General features: G+C 57.4%; 5 protein-coding genes. 4 read left to right on the top strand and 1 reads right to left on the bottom strand.

The features are described 5' to 3' along the window. Positions 1–114 precede the first annotated feature (114 nt). The 4 genes from fliO to fliR are packed head-to-tail and all read left to right on the top strand — an operon-like array spanning position 115 to position 2,347. On the top strand, positions 115–459 hold the full coding sequence (gene fliO / locus CR159_RS21255; RefSeq protein WP_233208456.1) for a flagellar biosynthetic protein FliO: 345 nt from the start codon (positions 115–117) through the stop codon (positions 457–459). Positions 460–482: 23 nt separating this feature from the next. Then, positions 483–1,274: a flagellar type III secretion system pore protein FliP gene (fliP, locus tag CR159_RS21250; RefSeq protein WP_439650594.1), complete on the top strand. Its 792-nt coding sequence runs from the start codon at positions 483–485 to the stop codon at positions 1,272–1,274. A 9-nt stretch (positions 1,275–1,283) separates the two neighbouring features. Beyond that, the gene (gene fliQ, locus CR159_RS21245) at positions 1,284–1,553 is read left to right on the top strand and encodes a flagellar biosynthesis protein FliQ (protein ID WP_102075932.1); all 270 of its coding nucleotides are present in this window, start codon (positions 1,284–1,286) and stop codon (positions 1,551–1,553) included. Between the two features lie 5 nt (positions 1,554–1,558). Further along, positions 1,559–2,347 carry a flagellar biosynthetic protein FliR gene (gene fliR, locus CR159_RS21240; protein WP_102075931.1) on the top strand — a complete coding sequence of 263 codons (789 nt, stop codon included), beginning with the start codon at positions 1,559–1,561 and terminating at the stop codon, positions 2,345–2,347. A 5-nt stretch (positions 2,348–2,352) separates the two neighbouring features. Here the strand turns inward: fliR and CR159_RS21235 are convergent, their stop codons facing one another. Continuing rightward, positions 2,353–2,547 carry a hypothetical protein gene (locus CR159_RS21235; RefSeq protein WP_143705505.1) on the bottom strand — a complete coding sequence of 65 codons (195 nt, stop codon included), beginning with the start codon at positions 2,545–2,547 and terminating at the stop codon, positions 2,353–2,355. Between the last annotated feature and the right edge of the window lie 333 nt (positions 2,548–2,880).

Raw genomic sequence — 2,880 nt, 5'->3', positions numbered from 1 at the left:
GGTCCCGGATTGCCGTTGTCCATCTGAATCCCGAGAATCCGGCTAAGCCATGCCTACGGCAATCTGAGACAGTAAAACAGGCCGCATGAATCCCTTACCCAAACGACAACTAGCTTGACAATCACCGTGAACGAGGTCGATGTACTACGCCTGGTCGTCAGCCTGATTTTTATTGTCATGTTGATATTGGCTTGCGCATGGATCACGCGGCGGGCGGGCTGGCTGCGAACAGGCGGGCAGCAAGCCATCAAGGTAGTCAGTTCACAAAGCCTGGGTGCCAAGGCTTACATCGCATTGGTTGAAGTCGAAGACGCGCGCCTGGTGCTGGGCATTACCGGCACCCAGATTTCCCTGCTGCACACATTACCGCCGGCCGAGGCCGGCACCACTTCGGTTCAAGCCGTCACCCCAGCTCCCGGTTTTGCCGCCACGCTAAGCAAGATAATGAAAGGCCGCTAAGTGCGCCTGCCAGCCCTGTTCCCATGAATCGAATTTTCGCCGCTGCACTGCGCATACTGAACGCGCCCGCCATGCAGGTGTGGGTGCTGCTGGCGCTCTTCCTGCTGAGCCTCTGCCTGCCGTCCATCAGCTTTTCGCAGTCGCTGCCCGCCATTACGTCCACCCCTGGCGCCAACGGCAGCCAGACCTGGTCGCTGAGCATACAGACCCTGGTCATGCTGACCATGATGTCGTTTCTTCCGGCCATGCTGTTGATGATGACCGGGTTCACACGCATCATCATCGTGCTGGGCCTGCTGCGCAACGCCATGGGCACCGGAGCATCGCCGCCAAACTCGGTGCTGATCGGCCTGACGATGTTCCTGACCTTCTTCGCCATGGCTCCCGTGTTCGACCAGATCTACGAACAGGCCTATCAGCCGCTGAGCGCCGGCACGATCACGTTCGAGCAGGCCGTGGACCGCGGCATCAAGCCATTGCATACCTTCATGTTGCACCAGACCCGCGAGGCGGACCTGTCCTTATTTGCCAATATGGCCAATGTGCCCGAGATGGACAGCCCCGATCAGGTTCCGCTGCGTATTCTGGTGCCGGCTTTTGTTACCAGCGAACTGAAGACGGCCTTCCAGATTGGGTTCACCATATTCATACCCTTTCTGATTATCGACCTGGTCATTGCCAGCGTACTGATGGCGCTGGGGATGATGATGGTGCCGCCGGTGACGATATCATTGCCGTTCAAGCTTATGCTGTTCGTACTGGCCGACGGGTGGCATCTGCTGCTCGGCTCGCTGGCGCGAAGTTTCTATCAGTAGGAAAAGAGCATGAATTCCGAAACCGTCATGTCCATGACCTACCTTGCCATGAAGGTTGCGCTAAGCATGGCGGGCCCACTGCTGCTGGTGACGCTGATCGTCGGACTGGTCATCAGTATCTTCCAGGCCGCCACGCAGATCAATGAAATGACGCTGTCGTTCATTCCCAAGCTGCTGGCTGTCGGCATCGCCCTGGTACTGTTGGGACCCTGGCTGATTTCCACCATGGTCGACTATATGCAAAGCCTGTTCGCGACCATACCTAGCCTGGCGTCCTGACACCCATGGTTTCCGTTGATATCGACCAGATGTACATCTGGATCAACGCATTCCTGTGGCCATTCTTCCGTGTCCTGGGGCTGCTGGGCACGGCACCCCTGCTGGGCGAATCGTCCATTCCCGTTCGTGTGAAGATCGGCTTTGCCGCGGCGCTGACCATTGCCATTGCACCGACGCTGGGGCCTATGCCCAACATTCCCACCGGTTCGTTCGCCGGACTGTGGCTGGGCGTGCAGCAAGTATTGATAGGCATCGCGCTGGGCCTGACCATGCGCATCGTGTTCGCGGCCGTGCAGACCGCCGGCGAATTCATCGGCCTGCAGATGGGACTGTCTTTCGCTTCATTCTTCGACCCGGCCACCGGCGCCAATACGGCCGTGCTCGCACGTATCATGAATATTGTCGCGATGCTGGTATTCATGGCGATGAATGGCCACCTGCTAATGATCGGCGGTTTCATACGCACCTTCGATATCCTGCCCATCCAGATCGGGGCCCTGAACCCCAACGGCTGGGGCGTGCTGCTTGAATGGAGTTCGCAGGTGATGGTGTCGGGCATGCTGCTGGCCCTGCCGCTGATCATCGTATTGCTGACCATCAACCTGGCGATGGGTATCCTTAACCGGACGGCACAGCAGTTGTCGATCTTTGCCGTGGGTTTTCCGATAAGCCTGATAGTAGGAATAATTTTGCTGATGATCGTCCTGCCACAGACAGCCCCGTTCCTTGCACGGCTCTTCGATGCCGGATACGCCAGCATGTCGCGGCTTGCGCAGGCGTTGGCGGGCGGCTAGGCAATCTAGCGCTTGTTGAATACGGCGTAAGAATCGCCGCGGTCCGACTTGGCCGCATCTTGCACGGTCTCGGCTTCGTCAACGGCTTGCTGCAACGCAATTTCATCCTCGGTGGTGGCGTCTACCCGGGCCGGATCGATACGACCTTGCGCAATCGACGCCGGGACGGCAGGATCAATCGTCACGCGTACTGTCTTCATGGTGCTTGACCTCTCGTTCATTGGATTTGCGAGCTGAAATGACGCGCATACTGTCTTGCCCTGGCATGTGGATAGCCACAAATAAACGCTTGATTATTCCAAATTGAAATGTAGTCCAGTGGCCTACGTCAGGCAATAAATGGAAAAGGCAGGGACAAATCTTCGCGATCAACCACGGCGGCGTCGACTACTTCCCTGATTACGGCCGGTGATTGTCAAGCTAGTTGTCGTTTGGGTAAGGGATTCATGCGGCCTGTTTTACTGTCTCAGATTGCCGTAGGCATGGCTTAGCCGGATTCTCGGGATTCAGATGGACAACGGCAATCCGGGACC

It is taken from the genome of Pollutimonas subterranea (genome assembly GCF_002849655.1).
GTDB lineage: Bacteria > Pseudomonadota > Gammaproteobacteria > Burkholderiales > Burkholderiaceae_B > Pollutimonas > Pollutimonas subterranea.
Note: the sequence above shows the minus strand (reverse complement) of the source record. Positions and strands in the feature narration are given on the sequence as shown.